The organism is Bacillus sp. Pc3 (genome assembly GCF_000815145.1).
GTDB lineage: Bacteria > Bacillota > Bacilli > Bacillales > Bacillaceae > Bacillus > Bacillus velezensis.
Map to the genome: position 1 here is coordinate 3,390,352 of NZ_CP010406.1, position 20,053 is coordinate 3,410,404.

16 protein-coding genes, 1 other RNA gene and 1 other annotated feature are annotated in these 20,053 nt (G+C 48.5%); of the genes, 15 read left to right on the plus strand and 2 right to left on the minus strand.

All coding sequences use genetic code 11. From position 1 onward, the window contains the following. Positions 1 to 41: 41 nt before the first annotated feature. The 5 genes from SB24_RS16330 to dtd all read left to right on the plus strand — a co-directional run bounded on the left by SB24_RS16330 (position 42) and on the right by dtd (position 6,120). Entirely contained in the window at positions 42 to 368 is a 327-nt protein-coding gene (locus SB24_RS16330) for a LapA family protein (RefSeq protein ID WP_039063354.1), read from the plus strand. Positions 369 to 423: 55 nt separating this feature from the next. Next, on the plus strand, positions 424 to 2,784 hold the full coding sequence (gene recJ / locus SB24_RS16335) for a single-stranded-DNA-specific exonuclease RecJ (protein ID WP_015240292.1): 2,361 nt from the start codon (positions 424 to 426) through the stop codon (positions 2,782 to 2,784). 5 nt (positions 2,785 to 2,789) lie between these two features. Continuing rightward, complete coding sequence (locus SB24_RS16340; protein ID WP_003152714.1) at positions 2,790 to 3,302, plus strand: adenine phosphoribosyltransferase; 513 nt, start codon at positions 2,790 to 2,792, stop codon at positions 3,300 to 3,302. A gap of 157 nt (positions 3,303 to 3,459) precedes the next feature. Continuing rightward, positions 3,460 to 5,664 (plus strand): GTP diphosphokinase, encoded by a 2,205-nt coding sequence (relA, locus tag SB24_RS16345; RefSeq protein ID WP_003152716.1) that lies wholly within the window; start codon positions 3,460 to 3,462, stop codon positions 5,662 to 5,664. 12 nt (positions 5,665 to 5,676) lie between these two features. After that, on the plus strand, positions 5,677 to 6,120 hold the full coding sequence (gene dtd / locus SB24_RS16350; protein WP_007408194.1) for a D-aminoacyl-tRNA deacylase: 444 nt from the start codon (positions 5,677 to 5,679) through the stop codon (positions 6,118 to 6,120). 26 nt (positions 6,121 to 6,146) lie between these two features. Here dtd and SB24_RS16355 read toward each other — a convergent pair whose 3' ends face one another. Next, positions 6,147 to 7,709, minus strand: a complete 1,563-nt coding sequence (locus SB24_RS16355; protein ID WP_015240291.1) for an N-acetylmuramoyl-L-alanine amidase family protein — start codon at positions 7,707 to 7,709, stop codon at positions 6,147 to 6,149. A gap of 130 nt (positions 7,710 to 7,839) precedes the next feature. Here SB24_RS16355 and SB24_RS20250 point away from each other — a divergent pair, with 130 nt between their 5' ends. The 5 genes from SB24_RS20250 to SB24_RS16370 all read left to right on the plus strand — a co-directional run bounded on the left by SB24_RS20250 (position 7,840) and on the right by SB24_RS16370 (position 12,529). Next, positions 7,840 to 8,010 (plus strand): YrzK family protein, encoded by a 171-nt coding sequence (locus SB24_RS20250; RefSeq protein ID WP_099686884.1) that lies wholly within the window; start codon positions 7,840 to 7,842, stop codon positions 8,008 to 8,010. A 60-nt stretch (positions 8,011 to 8,070) separates the two neighbouring features. Continuing rightward, positions 8,071 to 8,308 (plus strand) — a binding site (T-box leader). A gap of 63 nt (positions 8,309 to 8,371) precedes the next feature. Further along, entirely contained in the window at positions 8,372 to 9,646 is a 1,275-nt protein-coding gene (gene hisS / locus SB24_RS16360; RefSeq protein ID WP_012118082.1) for a histidine--tRNA ligase, read from the plus strand. A 14-nt stretch (positions 9,647 to 9,660) separates the two neighbouring features. After that, positions 9,661 to 11,439, plus strand: a complete 1,779-nt coding sequence (gene aspS, locus SB24_RS16365; RefSeq protein WP_020956140.1) for an aspartate--tRNA ligase — start codon at positions 9,661 to 9,663, stop codon at positions 11,437 to 11,439. 62 nt (positions 11,440 to 11,501) lie between these two features. Further along, positions 11,502 to 11,693: non-coding RNA, 6S RNA (gene ssrS, locus SB24_RS19745), on the plus strand. 71 nt (positions 11,694 to 11,764) lie between these two features. After that, entirely contained in the window at positions 11,765 to 12,529 is a 765-nt protein-coding gene (locus SB24_RS16370; protein WP_015240289.1) for a tRNA threonylcarbamoyladenosine dehydratase, read from the plus strand. Between the two features lie 115 nt (positions 12,530 to 12,644). Here the strand turns inward: SB24_RS16370 and SB24_RS16375 are convergent, their stop codons facing one another. Next, positions 12,645 to 13,913, minus strand: coding sequence for a replication-associated recombination protein A (locus SB24_RS16375; RefSeq protein WP_015240288.1), 1,269 nt, complete (start codon positions 13,911 to 13,913; stop codon positions 12,645 to 12,647). Between the two features lie 194 nt (positions 13,914 to 14,107). On the opposite strand from SB24_RS16375, the gene cymR reads away from it, so the two are divergent. From cymR to recD2, 5 genes are all read left to right on the plus strand, one after another. Then, the gene (cymR, locus tag SB24_RS16380) at positions 14,108 to 14,524 is read left to right on the plus strand and encodes a cysteine metabolism transcriptional regulator CymR (RefSeq protein WP_003152730.1); all 417 of its coding nucleotides are present in this window, start codon (positions 14,108 to 14,110) and stop codon (positions 14,522 to 14,524) included. Between the two features lie 18 nt (positions 14,525 to 14,542). After that, positions 14,543 to 15,682 carry a cysteine desulfurase family protein gene (locus SB24_RS16385; RefSeq protein ID WP_039254379.1) on the plus strand — a complete coding sequence of 380 codons (1,140 nt, stop codon included), beginning with the start codon at positions 14,543 to 14,545 and terminating at the stop codon, positions 15,680 to 15,682. Between the two features lie 36 nt (positions 15,683 to 15,718). Continuing rightward, positions 15,719 to 16,834: a tRNA 2-thiouridine(34) synthase MnmA gene (mnmA, locus tag SB24_RS16390; RefSeq protein ID WP_012118077.1), complete on the plus strand. Its 1,116-nt coding sequence runs from the start codon at positions 15,719 to 15,721 to the stop codon at positions 16,832 to 16,834. Between the two features lie 87 nt (positions 16,835 to 16,921). After that, complete coding sequence (locus tag SB24_RS16395; RefSeq protein WP_088461189.1) at positions 16,922 to 17,542, plus strand: tetratricopeptide repeat protein; 621 nt, start codon at positions 16,922 to 16,924, stop codon at positions 17,540 to 17,542. Between the two features lie 18 nt (positions 17,543 to 17,560). Then, entirely contained in the window at positions 17,561 to 19,939 is a 2,379-nt protein-coding gene (gene recD2, locus SB24_RS16400; RefSeq protein ID WP_015417905.1) for an SF1B family DNA helicase RecD2, read from the plus strand. Positions 19,940 to 20,053 lie beyond the last annotated feature (114 nt).

Here is a 20,053-nt window from a genome sequence, read left to right on the forward strand (position 1 = left end):
AATGGGGGAAAAGATAAGAATGAACAATTGGGGGCAGACGCATGAATAAACAATGGACTATTATATTCGCTTTACTATTTACTTTGATTGTCGCCATCTTTGCTGTCATTAACGTGCGGGCGGTTGAGGTTGATTATCTGTTCGGAACCGCTGAATGGCCGCTGATTTTAGTCATTTTAGGCTCTGTGTTAATGGGAGCGCTGATCGTGTTTTCAGCCGGTATCTTTCAAGTGATGAAGCTGAAGCGCGAAATTAAAATCCTGCGGAAAGAAAACAGATCTACGGCTGAATTGACGGCTGATTCGGACGGCAAAAAAACAGCCGCGCCGCCGGAAGAAATGCTTGAAGAGAAAAAAGGATCAGAATAACATTTGAAACCCCTCAGTCCGCTCTAGTATAATAGGGTGGTTGAGGGGTGAATTTATGTTAGCGTCAAAAATGCGCTGGGAAATCCAGCAGCCGGATCAGGAAAAAGTCAAATCACTCACAGAACAATTGGACATAACACCTCTTGTGGCATCACTGCTTGTAAAAAGAGGTTTTGATACTGCCGAAAGCGCAAGGCTGTTTTTACATACAAAGGATGCAGACTTTTATGACCCGTATGAATTAAAGGGAATGCGGGAAGCAGTTGATCGGATAAAACTGGCGGTTTCTCAAGGGGAACCGATTATGATTTACGGAGATTACGATGCAGACGGCGTTACAAGCACGTCGGTGATGCTGACGGCACTGAGACAGCTGTCGGCGGACGTTGACTTTTATATTCCCGACCGTTTCACAGAAGGCTACGGCCCGAATGAACAGGCTTTCCGCTCCATAAAAGAGCGGGGATTTTCGCTGATCATTACAGTGGATACGGGAATCGCCGCCGTCCATGAAGCTGAAGTCGCAAAAGAGCTGGGCTTAGACGTCATTATTACCGACCACCATGAGCCGGGACCCGAGCTTCCTGACGTATTTGCGATCATCCACCCGAAGCAGCCGGGCTGCGGCTATCCGTTTAAAGAATTGGCCGGCGTCGGTGTGGCGTTTAAGCTTGCCCACGCGCTTACGGGTTCTTTGCCGGAAGCTATGCTGGACTTGGCGGCAATCGGTACGGTTGCAGATCTGGTGCCTCTTCATGATGAAAACAGATTAATTGCGTCACTCGGAATCGAAAGGCTTCGGACGACAAATCGGCCGGGCCTCAAAGCCCTGATTAAGCTTTCCGGCGGAGATATCGGACAAGCTGATGAGGAAACGATCGGATTTCAGGTCGCGCCGAGGCTCAATGCCGTCGGAAGAATAGAACAGGCCGATCCCGCCGTGCATCTGCTGATGACCGAAGATCAGTTTGAAGCGGAGGAACTGGCTTCGGATATTGACCGGCTGAATAAAGAGCGGCAGAAAATGGTGAAAACCATGACCGAAGAGGCTGTTGAAATGGTTCAGCAGCAAGGCGGAAACCCGTCTGCCATTGTAGTGGCAAAAGCCGGCTGGAATCCGGGAGTCGTCGGTATTGTCGCATCGAAGCTGGCTGAACGTTTTTACCGGCCCGCTGTTGTGCTTGGGATAGATGAGGAGCAGGGAATCGCTAAAGGGTCGGCGCGAAGCATCAGAGGCTTCAACCTGTTTACGAGCCTTTCACAGTGCAGAGACATTCTTCCTCATTTCGGCGGGCATCCGATGGCGGCAGGAATGACGTTGAAGGCTGAAGATGTGGCGGAATTAAGGGACAGGCTGAATCAAATGGCTGAAGAAACCCTTACGGAAGAGGATTTTATTCCCGTTCAGGAGGTTGATCTTGTCTGCGGCGTAGAAGACATAACCGTTGAAAGCATTACAGAATTGAATATGCTGTCGCCGTTCGGCATGCTTAACCCTAAACCGCATGTGATGGTGAAAAATGCTGTGCTTGATGATGTGCGCCTGATCGGAGCGAATAAAAACCACGTGAAAATGACGGTGAAAAGTGATTCCGCCGTCCTTGACTGCGTCGGCTTTAACAAAGGAGAGCTTGAAGCCGGAATTGTCCCCGGATCAACGATTTCCATTGTCGGCGAGATGTCCATTAATGAATGGAACAACAGAAAGAAGCCCCAGCTGATGATTAAAGACGCTGCGGTGCCGGAATGGCAGCTTTTTGATATCAGGGGCAAGCGGACGTGGGAAGACACGGTCACCGCGCTGCCGAAGGAAAAACGGGTGCTCATCAGCTTTAACGAAAAAACCGCTCAGAAGCTCCGTGCAAAAGAGCTGTCGGGCGAGCTGGCCGGGATCACATCGGAATCCGAGGCGGAAGCTCTCCAGCTTGACGGAAAATATGCCGTTTTTCTGGATGTGCCGCCGTCAGCGGATCGCCTGCAGCATTTGCTTGACGGAAAGAAGCCGGAACGGATTTATTTTGTTTTTATCAATCATGAAGAACATTTCCTGTCCTCATTTCCATCTCGGAATGATTTCAAGTGGTTTTACGCATTTCTCTTGAAAAGGGGCGCTTTTGACTTCGGCAAGCATGGTTCAGAGCTTGCGAGACACAGAGGATGGTCAATTGACACAATCAATTTCATGACAAAGGTGTTTTTTGATCTCGGTTTTGTTAAAATAGAAGATGGTGTGCTGTCTGTCGTGAGCGGCGCGAAAAAACGCGACCTGGCAGATTCGCAAACCTATCAGGTAAAACAGCAGCTGATGGAATTAGACCAGAAGCTCAATTATTCCGCAGCCCATGAGCTGAAGGAATGGCTGAATAAGCTGATGAACCAAGGTTCAGAAGCTTATGAAAGTACGAGGAGGACATAGAACAGATGGATCTTAAAAAATACGTAACAATTGTGCCCGATTACCCGAAAGAAGGCGTACAATTTAAAGATATTACGACATTGATGGACAAAGGCGACGTATACCGTTACGCCACTGACCAAATTGTTGAATATGCAAAAGAAAAAGAAATTGATTTAGTTGTCGGGCCTGAAGCGCGCGGCTTTATTATCGGCTGTCCGGTTGCATACGCTCTCGGAGTGGGCTTTGCGCCGGTTCGGAAAGAAGGAAAACTTCCGCGTGAGGTCATTAAAGTCGATTACGGTTTGGAGTACGGAAAAGACGTACTGACGATTCATAAAGATGCGATTCTGCCGGGACAGCGCGTGCTGATTACTGATGACTTGCTTGCAACAGGCGGCACGATCGAAGCAACGATTAAGCTGGTCGAAGAACTGGGCGGCGTCGTAGCCGGTATTGCGTTCTTAATCGAGCTTTCTTACCTTGACGGCAGAGACAAGCTTGACGATTACGATATTTTAACATTAATGAAATATTAACCGCATATGGAAAAAAGCACTCGTGTCAGGGTGCTTTTTTCCTATTATTTCATCATCCTGACAGATTCTTTAGGTGTTTTGAACTTCTGCCCTTTACATCTCTCGTTTTTTTCTTGATAATAAACTAATACAGTTTACATTTAAAAAAGGTGATTCCATGGCGAACGAACAAGTATTGACTGCCGAGCAAGTAATAGATAAAGCGCGCACTTATCTGCCGGAGGAGCAGATTGCGTTTGTTGAGAAAGCTTACCTGTATGCGCAAAACGCGCATCGCGAACAGTACCGCAAATCAGGTGAGCCGTACATCATTCATCCGATTCAGGTGGCGGGCATTCTCGTCGATCTGGAAATGGACCCTTCCACAATTGCGGGCGGATTTCTGCATGACGTGGTAGAGGACACGGATGTCACCCTCGACGACCTGAAGGAAGCATTTTCTGAAGAAGTGGCGATGCTTGTCGACGGCGTGACGAAGCTCGGTAAAATTAAGTATAAATCTCAAGAGGAGCAGCAGGCGGAAAACCATCGAAAAATGTTTGTCGCTATGGCTCAGGATATCAGAGTCATATTGATCAAGCTGGCGGATCGCCTTCACAATATGCGGACGTTAAAGCATCTTCCGCAGGAAAAGCAGCGGAGAATTTCAAATGAGACGCTGGAAATTTTCGCTCCGCTGGCCCATCGGCTCGGGATTTCTAAAATCAAATGGGAGCTGGAAGACACCGCTCTCCGTTATTTGAATCCTCAGCAATATTACAGAATCGTCAACCTTATGAAGAAAAAGCGCGCGGAACGCGAACTTTATGTCGAAGAGGTTGTCAATGAAGTGAAAAAACGCGTCGAAGAAGTGAATATCAAAGCGGACTTTTCAGGACGTCCGAAGCACATCTACAGCATTTACCGCAAGATGGCGCTGCAAAATAAACAGTTCAATGAAATATATGATCTGCTCGCCGTCCGTATTCTTGTCGGAAGCATTAAAGACTGCTACGCCGTACTCGGCATTATTCACACGTGCTGGAAGCCGATGCCGGGCAGATTCAAAGATTATATTGCGATGCCTAAGCCGAATATGTATCAGTCGCTGCATACGACCGTAATCGGGCCTAAAGGCGATCCGCTGGAAGTGCAGATCAGAACGTTTGAGATGCATGAGATCGCTGAATACGGGGTGGCCGCACACTGGGCATATAAAGAAGGCAAGGCTGCAAACGAAGAAGCGACATTTGAGAAAAAACTGTCCTGGTTCCGTGAAATTCTGGAATTCCAAAACGAGTCTACCGATGCGGAAGAATTTATGGAATCGCTGAAAATCGATCTGTTTTCTGACATGGTATACGTATTTACGCCAAAAGGCGATGTCATTGAACTGCCGTCAGGCTCTGTGCCGATTGATTTTTCCTACAGGATCCACTCGGAGATCGGCAACAAAACAATCGGGGCGAAAGTGAACGGAAAAATGGTGACGCTTGACCATAAGCTCCGGACGGGCGACATCGTCGAGATTCTGACGTCCAAGCATTCATACGGTCCGAGTCAAGACTGGGTCAAACTGGCGCAGACGTCCCAGGCGAAACACAAAATCCGCCAATTCTTTAAGAAACAGCGCCGTGAAGAAAACGTCGAAAAAGGCCGTGAGCTTGTCGAGAAAGAAATTAAAAATCTTGATTTTGAAGTGAAAGATGTTTTAACACTCGAAAATCTTCAAAAAGTTGCCGACAAGTTCAATTTCTCAAATGAAGAGGATATGTACGCGGCGGTCGGATATAACGGCATTACCGCTCTTCAGGTGGCCAACAGGCTCACCGAAAAAGAACGGAAGCTCCGTGACCAGGAAGAGCAGGAAAAAATCGTTCAGGAAGTCACTTCCGAGCCGAAACATTATCCGCAAGGGAGAAAACGGGAAGCGGGTGTGCGCGTAAAAGGCATTGACAACCTTCTCGTCCGCTTGTCGAAATGCTGCAACCCGGTGCCGGGCGACCATATCGTCGGTTTTATTACAAAAGGGCGCGGTGTATCCGTTCACCGGGATGACTGTCCGAACGTCAAAACGAATGAAGCGCAGGAACGTCTGATCCCCGTTGAATGGGAGCATGAATCACAGGTTCAAAGACGCAAAGAATATAACGTTGAGATTGAGATTTTGGGGTATGACCGTCTCGGGCTTTTAAATGAGGTGCTCCAAGCCGTAAATGAAACGAAAACCAACATCTCCTCTGTCTCCGGCAAATCCGACCGCAATAAAGTCGCTACGATTCATATGGCGATTTTTATTCAAAACATCAATCATCTGCATAAAGTGGTCGAGCGGATTAAGCAGATCAGAGACATCTATTCAGTCCGCCGGGTAATGAACTAAAAGGAGCTTGCTATGAAATTAGTTGTTCAGCGTGTAACAGAAGCGAGTGTGACGGTTGACGGCGCTGTCGCCGGCCGGATCGGACCCGGTATTATGGCGCTTGTCGGCATCACTCATGAAGATACAGAAGAAGATGCCGCTTACTTGGCGGATAAAATCGTGAATCTTCGGATTTTTGATGATGAAAGCGGCAAGATGAATTTATCGCTTTTGGATACGGGCGGGGAGATTTTATCCGTTTCACAGTTTACGCTTTACGGCGAAACGAAGAAAGGGAGACGCCCGAATTTTATGAATGCGGCTAAACCGGATCAGGCTGTGCTCCTTTATGAAAAGTGGAACGAACTCCTTCGGGAAAAAGGAGTCAAAGTGGAAACCGGAATATTCGGAGCCATGATGGATGTTCAGCTGACGAATTCCGGGCCGATTACATTGATTATGGATTCTAAACAATAAAAAAGCTGCCGTTCGGCAGCTTTTTTTTATGATTGAAAATAATGTTCCAATCCGCTTTCAATTCCGTCTGTCACTTTTTCCTGATAAGAGCCGCTATGTATGATTGTTTCTTCTTGCGGTTGACTGAGATAGCCGAGCTCATACAGCATGGCAGGCCGTTTATTTTCCCTCAGGACGTAATAATCGCCAAACAGAACGCCGCGATCCGGGATAGGGGAACGCTTCACTACTTCAGAATGGACGTCTGAGGCAAGCTGGCGATCCTTAGACGGACTGTAATAATAAGCCGTGCTTCCCCGTGTTGACGTATCGGCATAGCTGTCATAGTGAATGCTGATAAAGGCATCCGCATTCCGGTAATGAGAGGTTGAAACCCTGGCCTGCAGGCTGATAAAAGTATCATCCTGTCTGGTGATATACACGTTTGCACCGGCCGCCCGCAATTTTTGGGCCAGCAGCTTAGCGGTTTTAATGGTTACGTTTTTCTCAAACTTTCCGGAGTAGCCGATCGTTCCGCTGTCTTTTCCTCCGTGTCCGGGATCAACGACGATCGTTTTGTTTTTAAGTGAGCCGCTGCCGCCTGACGTGTCGGGAGAAGGTGCTTCACCTGTTTCCTCACCGCTTTTTGACGTTTGTACGACCCAGTTTGCCACATATGCGGTTTGTCCGTTTTCAAGCCGGACTTCATACCATTTGCCGCTTGAGCCGACAATCGGGTAGGCTGCGCCTTTATCTGCTCTTTTTACGATAGAAGCGGAAGTCGAGGCCGAGCTCCTTAAGTTGGTGCCGCCGTAAACAATATACGCTTTTTTCGAGGAGCCTGAGCCCGCAGAACCGTCTCCCGAGCCGGATGCGCTGTCCGATGAGTCAGAATCCTTTATGATGTAGTGGCTTGCTGCCCAGCCTTTTTGCCCGTTTGCTTCAATTTTCAGCCAGCCGTGGTCTTCACTTAAGATGGAAACCTTTGTTCCGCGTGATAATTTAGTCATAATCGCTGAATCATGTGATGCTGCACTTCTGACATTCAATGAAGAAACGCCGACAGTCCCGTTTTTTGACCCGCTTCGGGCCGAAGTGGCTTTCGTATCCGATCCGCCGCTGTCCGCGGTGACGTATTCGGAAGAAACCCATCCGGTTGTGCCTTGATAAGAAATGTTCACCCATCCGCTGTTCTTGTCCAGCACGGATGCATGTGCGCCTTGCGGAAGTTTGCCGATGACTTCATATGATGTCCCCGGGCCTTTTCTGATGCGGAGGTCAGGATCGGTGGAAGTGACCGTTCCGCTTGTTGCGGATGAATGGTCTGCTCCCCCGGCTGTTTTTGATATCAGCCAGGAAACGACCCATCCGGTTTTACCGGGGCTCAGCTGAAGCTGCACCCAGTCTCCCTCTTCTTTAGCGATCGGGTATCTTTCCCCTTTTTTTACTTCAGCCTTAATTCCATAGCTCAGGCCGGGACCGCCTCTGACATTGATCTTGTCTGTCGCGATGACCGCTTCTCCCTCTGCGGCGATTGCGGTGTGGAATGACGGAAGAAGCGCTGTGATGATGACGCCGCATAAAATAAGAGCAAGAGTTCTCTTCTTCATGGCTGTCCTCCTTTCTGAACTAACTAAAATACATTCTTGTATAATATCGTATTTTCCTTGCTGAATGTTAAATAAAAATAAAATGGTTTGTTTATACTAGTCATAAATACAGCGAAAAGGTGTGCAAATCATGAAATATCAACCAAAAATGGGACGCGCGCTGCACGATGCGGAAGGAAATCTGCACTTCAGTGATCAGAGCGATAGAGAAAAGGCGGGTTTTCTTGAAGAGACGGCGACGGAGTTCGGTCTCTTATCGAAAGAAGCGGTCGTAAGGAAAAACAGACGGAATAAAACTTGACAGGGGAGTGCAATCCCATTATTATAATAGAAATTGATGTACATAAGTCATGATAACGATTTTGAACCGATAATGGAGAAGAGTAGGTCAGAATGCATGGAGAAGAGAGGAACCGTCCCGGGCTGAAAGCGGATCCGCACTGCATCTTTCTCGAAACAACACTCCGGAGGTTCCCTGCTGAACGCTTTTGCAAGTCAAGTCATTAGGCAGCGGACGTGAACCTGCGTTAAAGGTCAGAGCGGGGATGCTTCGGCATTCCAACTAGGGTGGCACCACGGGTATAACTCTCGTCCCTACTATACATGTATAGTAGGAGCGGGAGTTTTTTTATTTGAAGAAAGACATTAAGGAGGCCTGTAACATGGCATATCACATTCCAAGAGGCACACAGGACATACTGCCGGGTGAATCAGACAGATGGCAGTTCGTCGAACAAATTATGAGGGAGACGTGCCGCACTTATCAATATAAAGAAATCCGCACGCCGATTTTCGAGCATACGGAATTGTTCGCAAGAGGCGTCGGTGAGTCTACAGATATCGTGCAGAAAGAAATGTACACGTTTGAAGACCGTAAAGGGAGAAGCCTGACGCTTCGGCCGGAAGGAACAGCCGCCGCAGTCCGCGCGTTCAATGAAAATAAATTATTTGCGAACCCGGTGCAGCCGACGAAGCTTTATTATGTCGGACCGATGTTCCGTTACGAACGTCCGCAGACAGGGCGTTTCCGCCAATTCTATCAATTCGGAATTGAAGCGATCGGCTCCAAAGATCCGGCCGTGGATGCAGAAGTCATTGCGCTTGCGATGAGTATTTACCGTAAAGCCGGTTTGAAACATGTCAAGCTTGTGCTGAACAGCCTTGGTGACCAGGACAGCCGCAAATCCTACCGGGAAGCGCTCGTCAAACATTTTGAACCGCGCATCGGAGAGTTTTGCTCAGACTGCCAGTCGCGTCTGCACACAAACCCGCTCAGAATTCTTGACTGCAAGAAAGACAGAGAGCATGAACTGATGAAAACGGCTCCGTCCATTCTTGATTACTTAAATGAAGAATCAGCCGCCTATTTTGAGAAAGTAAAACAATACTTAAACGATCTCGGCATCCCGTTCGAAATAGATCCGAACCTTGTCAGAGGGCTTGATTATTATAACCATACCGCTTTTGAAATTATGAGCAATGCCGAAGGATTCGGAGCGATTACAACCCTTGCCGGCGGGGGCCGCTATGACGGGCTTGTTGAACAGATCGGCGGACCTGAAGCGCCGGGTATCGGATTTGCGATGAGCATCGAACGTCTGCTGGCAGCCATTGACGCTGAGAAAACAGAGCTTCCCGTCAATCAGGGGATTGACTGCTACATCGTGACGCTCGGAGAAAAAGCGAAGGATTATTCCGTTTCCCTCGTGTACAAACTGAGAGAAGCGGGCATCTCAAGTGAAATCGATTATGAAAATAAAAAGATGAAGGGCCAATTTAAAACAGCTGACCGTCTCGGCGCACGTTTTATTGCGATTTTAGGGGAAGATGAGCTTGCCCAAAATAAAATCAATGTAAAAGATGCGGAAACAGGAGAGCAGCGTGAAGTGGTGTTAGACGAGCTGATACAAGTGTTAAAGGCAGATCAAAAGCAGTGAAGGAGAGGAACGCTATGTTTGGAAGAACATATTATTGTGGCGAGATAACTGAAAAAGCGATTGGCGAAACCGTCAAACTGAAAGGGTGGGTGCAGAAGCGGCGCGATCTCGGCGGCTTGATTTTCATTGATTTGCGCGACCGCTCGGGTATTGTGCAAGTCGTGTTCAACCCTGACGTATCGAAGGAAGCCCTTGCCGCAGCGGAAGCAATCAGAAACGAATATGTGCTTGATATCGAAGGCACGGTTTCTGCCCGTGAAGAAGGCACGGTGAATCCCAACCTGAAAACCGGTAAAATTGAAATCAAAGCTGAAGCGGTGACGGTGCTCAGTACGGCGAAAACGCCTCCGTTTCCGATCAGTGACCAGGCGGCTGAGGTTTCTGAAGACGTCCGGTTAAAACACCGCTATTTGGATTTGCGCCGCCCGGCGATGTTTCAAACATTGCAAATGCGCCACCAAGTCACAAAATCCATCCGCCATTTCTTGGATGAAAACGGATTTCTTGATATTGAAACACCGATTTTAACAAAAAGCTCTCCCGAAGGCGCCCGTGATTACTTAGTGCCGAGCCGGGTGCATGAAGGAGAATTTTACGCCCTTCCGCAATCCCCGCAGATTTTTAAACAGCTTCTGATGGTGTCGGGCTTTGAACGGTATTATCAAGTGGCCCGCTGCTTCCGCGATGAAGACTTGCGTGCCGACCGCCAGCCGGAATTTACGCAGATTGATATCGAAATGTCCTTTATGAGTCAAGAGGACATCATGGCTCTGGCGGAAGAGATGATGGCGAAAGTCATGCTTGAAACAAAAGGTGTTGAAGTACCGCTTCCGCTTCCGCGAATGACATATGAAGAAGCGATGAACAGCTACGGTTCCGACAAGCCTGACACCCGCTTCGGCATGCTGCTGACGGACGTGTCAGACATAGTGAAAGATACTGAATTTAAGGTGTTCTCATCAGCCGTGGCAAACGGCGGCGTTGTAAAAGCGATCAATGTCAAAGGCGCTGCCGGCGACTATTCCAGAAAAGATATCGATGCGCTCGGCGTTTTTGCCGGAAATTACGGCGCGAAAGGTCTCGCCTGGGTGAAAGTTGAAGCCGACGGCGTAAAAGGCCCGATTGCGAAATTCTTTGATGAAGAGAAGCAGGCAAAACTGGCTGAAGCGCTTGATGCTTCTGAAGGCGATCTGCTCCTGTTCGGCGCTGATAAGTTTGAGGTTGTGGCCCAATCCCTCGGCGCGCTTCGCTTAAAGCTCGGCAAAGAACGCGGCCTGATTGACGAAAGCCTCTTCAACTTCCTGTGGGTTGTGGACTGGCCGTTACTGGAGCATGACGAGGAGGAAGGCCGTTTCTATGCGGCTCACCATCCGTTTACAATGCCTGTCCGTGAAGATCTTGACCTGATTGAAACGGCGCCTGAAGATATGAAAGCGCAGGCTTACGACCTTGTCTTAAACGGCTATGAACTCGGCGGAGGCTCAATCCGTATTTTTGAAAAAGACGTTCAGGAAAAAATGTTCGGGCTTCTCGGCTTTACAAAAGAAGAAGCGGAGGAGGAGTTCGGATACCTTCTTGAAGCCTTTGAATACGGCGCCCCTCCGCACGGCGGAATCGCGCTCGGCTTAGACCGGTTGGTTATGCTTCTTGCAGGCCGCACAAACTTAAGAGATACGATCGCTTTCCCGAAAACGGCAAGCGCAAGCTGCCTTCTTACGGAAGCGCCCGGCGAAGTGAGCGACGCCCAGCTTGAAGAACTTCACCTTTCTGTCAAAAGAAAAGTGAAACAGTAAAGATCAGCAGTTTGTTTCTTGAAAATCAAAATCTGCTGTGATATGATTTTGACAAGTTAAATAAAGTCCTGATGTGTTAGTTGTACACCTAGTTTTGACCGAACATTTTTTTGATTTGGGAGCCCGTATTTTTAAATGGCGTACATGCCTCTTTTCATTCGTTAAGAGGACTTACAAGATTTAAAAAAGGGCACCCACCTGCTGAGAGCGGGTTCAAAACGAAGGAAAGCTGCAACGGCACAATTGGGACTTTATTTTTTGTGCGCTAAAACCAGCGGCTTTTTGACAAGCCGAGTTTATAAAACCAGAATGTGGAGTGAGGTTCTTGTTACATCAGTTTTCCAGAAATGAGCTAGCGATTGGAAAAGAAGGGCTGGACACGTTAAAAAACAGCACGGTGGCCGTTCTCGGCGTCGGCGGAGTCGGTTCATTCGCAGCCGAAGCATTGGCGAGGTCCGGAGTGGGGCGGATCGTGCTTGTCGATAAAGATGATGTTGACATTACAAACGTAAACCGCCAGCTGCATGCGCTCTTGTCGACGGTGGGACAGCCGAAAACAGACTTGATGAAAGCGCGGATCGCGGATATTAATCCGGATTGCGATGTCGTCGCCTTAAAAATGTTTTATACGGAAGAGACGTATGAGCAGTTCTTTGAGCATCCGCTCGATTACGTCATTGACGCGTCGGATACGATTCATTATAAAATTCATCTGATGAAAGAATGTCTGAAACGGAATGTTCCGCTGATTTCAAGCATGGGAGCGGCGAATAAAACAGACCCGACACGCTTTCAGATTGCTGATATTTCAAAAACCCATACCGATCCGATTGCCAAAGTCGTCCGCACAAGGCTTCGCAAAGAGGGCATTAAAAAAGGCGTACAGGTCATTTTTTCTGATGAAAGCCCGATCGTCATCCGTGAAGACGTCAGAAAAGAAGTCGGGAATGATGAAGCGAAAATCCGCAAAGCGCAAATGCCGCCGTCTTCCAACGCCTGGGTTCCGTCAGTGGCCGGTCTGATTATGGGCGGACATGTTGTCATGGAGCTCTTAAAGGACATCGACATTAAACGGGTTAAAGATAAATAAAAAGAAAAACAGCCTTCTTCAGGAAAGGCTGTTTTTTTATTTGAATCCGCCGTTTACACGAAAGGTTTTGGCCGGTATCAAAAAAGACAAGAACACATAGGGTGTCCTTGTCCGGTTATTTTTTCTGCTTCATCAGTTTTTCATACACTTGCTTTATGGCGGCTTCAAATTTCCCCGTTTGTTTCGGTTTATAGTATTGCTTGTTTTTTAACGGATCAGGCAAATATTGCTGTTCGACCCATCCGTTCTCGAAATCGTGAGGATATTGATAGCCGATCCCGCGTCCGAGCTCTTGGGCCCCTTTATAGTGGGCGTCTTTTAAATGTTTCGGCACATCGCCGATTTTACCCGTCCTGATGTCTTTGAGCGCCTCATCAACGGCTGAGATGGCGGAGTTTGATTTTGGCGAGAGGCATAATTCGATTACCGCATTGGCCAGCGGAATTCTCGCTTCCGGAAAGCCGATCCGTTCTGCGGTCTGAATCGCGCTCAGCACCCGGGGGCCTGCCTGCGGGCTTGCGAGGCCGATATCTTCATAGGCGATCACGAGAAGCCTTCTTGATATGCTTTCAAGGTCGCCGGCTTCGATCAGACGGGCCAGATAATGAAGGGCGGCGTTTGCGTCCGAGCCTCGGATCGATTTTTGGAAGGCAGATAAGACGTCATAATGCGCATCGCCGTTTTTATCATGAGTATAGCTTTTTTTCTGCAGACATTCTTCCGCCGTCTCCCGTGTAATCCGGATCGTGCCGTCGCTTGATTCCTTTGTGGAGAGTACGGCAAGCTCAAGTGCGTTCAAAGCGGAGCGGACGTCTCCTCCGCACCCTTGCGCGAAATGATCCATCGCGTCGTCGTCCACCGAAACGCTGTAGGAACCGAGCCCCCGGTGTTCATCTGTGAGCGCTCTTTCCAATGCCTGCTTGATCAGATCGGGTGTTAACGGTTCAAGCTCAAATATCTGGGTCCGGCTTCTGATGGCCGGGTTAATGGCATGATAAGGGTTGGCGGTCGTCGCGCCGATTAAAATAATCATGCCGTTTTCTAAATAGGGCAGCAGAAAATCCTGCTTTCCCTTATCAAGCCTGTGCACTTCGTCAAGGATTAAAATGACCTGGCCTGACATTTTCGCTTCCTGTACGACAATCTCCATGTCTTTTTTATTATGAATGACGGCATTCAATTTCCTGAATGCGATGCTTGTCGATCCTGCGATCGCTGTGGCGATGGACGTTTTTCCGATGCCCGGCGGTCCGTACAGGATCATGGATGATAAGTGCTTTGCACGCACCATTCTGCCGATGATTTTATCTTCTTTGACCAAATGTTCCTGGCCGATAATGTCTTCGATATTGGCAGGCCGCATCCGATACGCCAATGGTTTCATGAACATCTCTCCTTACATATACAGGGTAACGGAAAACGGACGATTAGAAAAGCGAATTGCGGCGGGCCCCGTGTTTCAATGAAAATTAGGATAAGTTATGTTATAATAACAGTTGGTCTATAAGATACTAAACAGATTATTCATATCCATTTACTTGTATAAATTAACAATTAGAATTGACTGGGGTGTTCATATTGAAAATATCGACAAAGGGAAGATACGGGCTCACCATTATGATTGAATTGGCGAAAAAGCACGGAGACGGTCCGACGTCGCTCAAAAGCATCGCCCAAACAAACAGCCTTTCTGAGCATTACTTGGAACAGCTTGTATCACCGCTGAGAAACGCCGGACTCGTAAAAAGCATCAGAGGCGCTTACGGGGGTTACGTGCTCGGGGGCCAGCCTGAAGAGATAACGGCCGGAGATATTATCAGAGTGCTGGAAGGGCCGATCAGCCCGGTAGAAGTGCTTGAGGATGAAGAGCCTGCCAAGCGGGAGTTATGGATCCGCATCCGCGACGCTGTAAAAGACGTGCTGGACAGCACGACGTTAGAAGACCTTGCGAGCTACACGGACGGCGAGCAGGAAGCTTATATGTTCTATATTTAAACCAGAGGTGTACAGACAATGGAACGGATTTATTTAGATCACGCCGCGACTTCCCCGATGGATGAGCGTGTGCTCGAAGAGATGAAGCCCCATTTCTTCGGCAGTTTCGGCAACCCGTCAAGCATTCATTCATTCGGGAGAGAATCCCGGAAATGGGTCGATGAAGCGAGAGCGGACATCGCGCGCGAAATCAGTGCGAAAGAACAGGAAATTATTTTCACAAGCGGCGGCACGGAGGCTGATAATTTAGCGATTTTCGGAACGGCTGCCGCCCGGAAGAATGAAGGAAAGCATATCATTACGACCGCTGTTGAGCATCATGCTGTATTGCACGCCTGCGAAAAGCTGGAAGAAGACGGCTTTGAGGTGACATACCTCATCCCCGGCCCTTCAGGACAGATCAGTGCAAATCAGGTGAAAGAAGCGCTCCGTGATGATACAATCCTTGTTACCGTCATGTATGGCAATAACGAAGTCGGAACCATTCAGCCGATTGACGAAATCGGAGAGCTGTTAAGCGGGCATCAGGCCTATTTTCACACAGATGCCGTCCAGGCATTCGGTTATATGCCGATTGACGTGAAAAAAAGCAGAATTGACATGCTGTCTGTTTCCGGTCACAAGCTTAACGGACCTAAAGGGACAGGCTTTTTATATGTAAATCAAGAGGTGAAGCTGTCACCGATTCTTCTCGGGGGAGAGCAGGAACGAAAGCGCCGCGCGGGGACGGAAAATGTACCGGGCATCGCCGGCTTAAAAGAAGCGGTCGTCCTTTCAAACCGTGAGAGGGAAGAGAAAACAGCGAAGTATAAGGAGTTTAAGAATATTATCATGAGCACGCTGGAAAAATCCGGCGTCACAGCGGAGGTGAACGGAGATGCCGAGAAATGCCTGCCTCATATTTTAAACCTTTACTTTCCCGGTGTGCCGGTGGAAGCGCTGCTGGTCAATCTTGACATGGAAGGCGTTGCCGTCTCCAGCGGATCTGCTTGTACGGCAGGATCCGTTCTTCCGTCCCATGTGCTTACAGCCATGTTCGGAAGTGAGAGCGGCAGGCTGACTTCGTCAATCCGCCTCAGCTTCGGCCTCGGCAATACGGCGGAACAAATCGAAACAGCCGCCGAAAAGCTTGCCGCCGTCGTTAAACGGCTTGCTTAAAACGGCGGACTTACGTTTTTAATGGAGTGAATGCAAATGGAAAAACGGCCGGAGGATACAAGAGTCGTAGTCGGCATGTCCGGCGGCGTGGACTCTTCCGTGGCGGCCCTTCTGCTGAAGGAGCAGGGCTACGATGTAATCGGAATCTTTATGAAAAACTGGGATGATACGGACGAAAACGGTTTTTGCACGGCGACGGAAGATTATGAAGACGTCATCCGGGTCTGCAACCAAATCGGAATTCCGTATTATGCCGTCAATTTTGAGAAGCAATATTGGGAAAAGGTATTTCAATATTTCCTTGATGAATATAAAGCCGGAAGAACCCCCAATCCGGATGTCATGTGCAATAAAGAAATTAAGTTTAAGGCTTTCTTGGATCATGCTCTGTCACTCGGCGCGGATTATCTTGCGACGGGCCATTACGCCCGCGTGGACAGAAGCGCAGGTACAGTGCGCATGCTCCGCGGTCTGGATGAAAACAAGGACCAGACTTATTTTCTGAATCAGCTCAATCAGGAACAGCTCAGCAAAGTCATGTTCCCGATCGGTGATCTGCAAAAAAGCCGCGTGCGGGAAATCGCCAAAGAAGCGGAACTTGCGACAGCTGCGAAAAAAGACAGCACGGGAATCTGCTTTATCGGCGAACGCAACTTCAAAACGTTTCTCAGCCAATATCTCCCCGCTCAGCCGGGCGATATGATGACAATGGACGGAGAAGTAAAAGGGCGTCATGACGGTCTGATGTATTATACTATCGGACAGCGCCACGGTCTTGGAATCGGCGGAAGCGGCGAGCCGTGGTTCGCCGTCGGTAAAGATCTTGAAAAAAACATTCTGTATGTTGATCAAGGATTCCATAATCCGCTTCTGTATTCTGACAAGATCACGGCGACAAATGTCAGCTGGACGCGTCCCGGTCTGATGGACGGCGGCGAAATGACATGCACGGCGAAATTCCGCTACCGTCAGGAAGATCACAAAGTAACGGTGAAAATGACGGGTGATGATGAAGCGGAAGTCATTTTTGACGGGCAGGTACGCGCCGTTACGCCGGGACAAGCCGTCGTTTTTTATGACGGAGAAGAGTGCCTCGGCGGCGGAACGATAGATGACGTTTATAAAGACGGAACAAAACTGTGGTACGTATAACACATGTAAAAAACCTCAACTCGCATGTTGGGGTTTTTTAGCGAAAGGAAGTTAAAAATGGATTATAATAAAATCGGGATTGACGCCATGCAGGAGGGCGATTTTGAAAAAGCGGCAGAGGCTTTTACGAAAGCGATTGAGGAAAACGGCCAAGATCCGGTGCCGTATATCAACTTCGCAAATCTGCTTTCTTCTGTGAACGAACTCGAACGGGCGCTTGCATTCTATAACAGAGCGCTTGAATTGGACAATTCGGCGGCAGCCGCTTATTACGGTGCGGGAAACGTATATGTGATGAAAGAATCGTTTTCCGAAGCGAAGGATATGTTTGAAAAAGCGCTTCGCTCCGGAATGGAAAACGGAGATTTGTTTTATATGCTGGGGACCGTTCTCGTTAAATTAGAGCGGCCGAAGCTTGCACTGCCATATTTGCAGCGTGCCGTTGAATTAAATGAAAATGACACGGAAGCACGCTTCCAGTTCGGAATGTGCCTCGCAAACGAAGAAATGCTGGATGAAGCTCTGGCGCAGTTTGAGACGGTGATCGAGCAGGACCCAAGCCACGCGGACGCATTTTATAATGCCGGGGTCGCTTACGCGTACAAAGAAAATCGTGAAAAGGCGCTTGAGATGCTGGAAGGCGCAATCGGCATACAGCCTGATCATATGCTTGCGCTTCATGCGAAACAGCTTATCACCCAGTCATAACAAAAGGAGGGAAGGCTCGTGGATCAGCTGAACATCGAAGAACAGCCGTATGTAAAAGGCGTCATTCATACGGTCATTTATCATAATGACACCAACCTGTATACAGTGCTGAAAGTCAAGGTTGCAGAAACGTCTGAGGCGATCGAAGACAAGGTCGTATCCGTAACGGGCTACTTCCCTCTGCTGCAAGAAGATGAGACCTACACATTTTACGGAAAAACCGCCACGCATCCTAAGTTCGGCCTGCAATTTCAGGCTGAACACTTTAAAAAAGAAATTCCGACCACAAAAGAAGGGATCATTCACTATTTATCAAGTGATCTGTTTGAAGGAATCGGAAAAAAAACGGCGGAAGAAATCGTCAAAAAGCTCGGAGACGGCGCGCTCAATAAAATTCTGACGGATGCATCGGTGCTTTACGATGTGCCGAAAATGTCGAAAAAGAAAGCGGATAAGCTTGCCGGAGAGCTGCAGCGGCATCAGGGGCTTGAGCAGATTATGATCTCTCTGAACCAATACGGTTTCGGGCCCCAGCTATCCATGAAAATATATCAGGCCTACGAAACGGAAACACTGGAGAAAATTCAGGAAAATCCTTATCAGCTTGTAAAAGACGTTGAAGGCATCGGCTTTGTGAAAGCTGACGAGCTGGGCGGAAAAATGGGTCTGTCAGGAAACCACCCGGAGCGGATCAAAGCGGCTATCTTATATACAATTGAATCGACCTGTCTTTCAGAGGGCCATACGTACATAGAAACAAAGCAGCTGATAATCAATACGCAAACGCTCCTGAATCAGTCAGCTGAAGGCGGCCGCGTCACGGAAATGGATGCGGCTGACGGCATCATCGCCCTCGGGGAGAGTAAGGATATCGTCATAGAAGGAGAACGCTGCTATTTTCCGTCCTTGTATTACGCCGAACAAAATGTCGCAAAACGCGTGCTCGACATTGCGGCTCAAACGGAGTATGCCGATCAATTTCCTGAATCGGAATTTCTGCTTGCACTCGGTGAACTGGAAGAACGGATGAATGTTCAATACGCGCCAAGCCAAAAGGATGCCATTCAAAAAGCGCTGTCTTCACCGATGCTTTTACTGACCGGAGGACCCGGGACGGGGAAAACGACCGTTATTAAAGGAATCGTGGAATTATACAGTGAACTGCACGGAGTATCGCTTGACCCCGGTGATTATAAAAAAGACGAGACGTTCCCGGTGCTGCTTGCCGCGCCGACGGGAAGAGCCGCAAAACGGATGAGCGAATCTACGGGTCTGCCGGCTGTTACGATACACAGGCTGCTCGGCTGGAATGGCGCTGAAGGCTTTACCTACAATGAAGATCAGCCGATAGAAGGGAAACTGATCATTATAGACGAAGCGAGTATGCTCGATATCTGGCTCGCCAGCCATTTGTTTAAGGCGCTTCCTAAGCACATTCAGCTCATTGTCGTCGGTGATGAAGACCAGCTTCCTTCAGTAGGACCGGGGCAGGTGCTCAGAGACCTTTTGGCTTCTGAGGTGCTGCCGACCGTGCGCCTGACAGATATTTACCGTCAGGCTGAAGGATCATCCATTGTGGAACTTGCGCATGATATGAAAAAAGGACTGCTTCCAAAGGGGCTGACCGCGCCGACAAAGGACCGCTCATTTATCCGCTGTAATTCTTCACAGATTAAAGAAGTCGTAGATCAGGTCGTCTCGAACGCGTTAAAAAAGGGGTATACCTCCAGGGATATTCAAGTGCTGGCCCCGATGTACAGGGGAAAAGCGGGAATTAACGAGCTGAATATGCTTCTTCAAGACATCATGAATCCGCCGAAAGAAAAAAGGCGGGAGCTGAAGTTCGGTGATGTCGTCTACAGGACGGGCGATAAAATATTACAGCTTGTCAACCAGCCGGAAAACAATGTGTTTAACGGCGATATCGGCGAAATCGTATCCATTTTTTATGCCAAAGAAAATACGGAAAAAGAAGACATGGTCGTCGTCTCGTTTGACGGCAATGAAATCACCTTTACGAAAAAGGATTTCAGCCAGTTTACCCACGCGTACTGCTGTTCCATTCATAAGTCGCAGGGGAGCGAATTCCCGATTGTCGTCCTGCCTGTCGTCAAAGGCTACTATCGAATGCTCAGGAGAAATCTGCTTTATACCGCCATTACAAGGGCGAAAAAATTTCTGATTCTTTGCGGAGAAGAAGAAGCGCTTGAATGGGGCGTCAAAAACAATGATGCCACCGTCAGACAGACGTCGCTTAAAAACAGGCTCACAGAGCAGACTGAAGAGATGGATGCAGAACTGGCCGCCCTGCAAAAAGAGCTGCCGTTCAGTGTATATGATGCAAACATCGGAATGGAAGGCATCACGCCGTTTGACTTTATGGAAGAAAAAGCGTAATAAAACCCGGAGCATAAACATGCGCCGGGTTTTCGCCTGTGGAAGTCATTTCAAAGTATGCTGCCCGGCTTCTTGGCAAAACCTATACGTGTTCAACAAAAGGTGGTTGATCAC